Raw genomic sequence first — 574 nt, forward strand, 5'->3', positions numbered from 1 at the left:
GAGCCGTACGCTTGAACTGCAGAAGGGGGAGGCCTCGCGGCCTCCCCTTTTTTGCGTTATATGCGATATTTGCCCTATCCGTTTTAGGAGTGCTCGGATTGACGTTAGTCGAGGTCATCGTTGTCATCTGCGTTGGGGTAGAGCCGATCTTTTTGTTTATGTCGCTTTCTGTTGGCGCTCAGTCGACTCTAGGGTTCTGTCGCCACGTATATCCGGACGGTTCTTTTGCTCCTTATTTCCAGTAAATCAGTTAAGGGGTATTGTTTCAATCAAATACACTCCGCCAGCGGGGGCTCTATCTAATTAGTGATAGAGCCCCCGCTGGCGTTTTATAGGTTTGTTAACGTTGTCCTTCTATTTATGACGAGCTAACTAGCAGAGACCGACGAGGGTATAAAGATGCTATGTCTACAGTGGACAGCAAGATTCCCGAGGTCATACGGTCTGTCCATGGTTTATGACCAAATATGTGACTCTGAGCAACTCGGAGCCAGCTAATTCATTTGTGAACAAAATATGGAGTACGGGATTCCCGCCCCCGGCGCCCCTCCGGTCTGGCAATATATCTCCTTGC

The organism is Collinsella sp. AM15-2 (assembly GCF_003471985.1).
GTDB lineage: Bacteria > Actinomycetota > Coriobacteriia > Coriobacteriales > Coriobacteriaceae > Collinsella.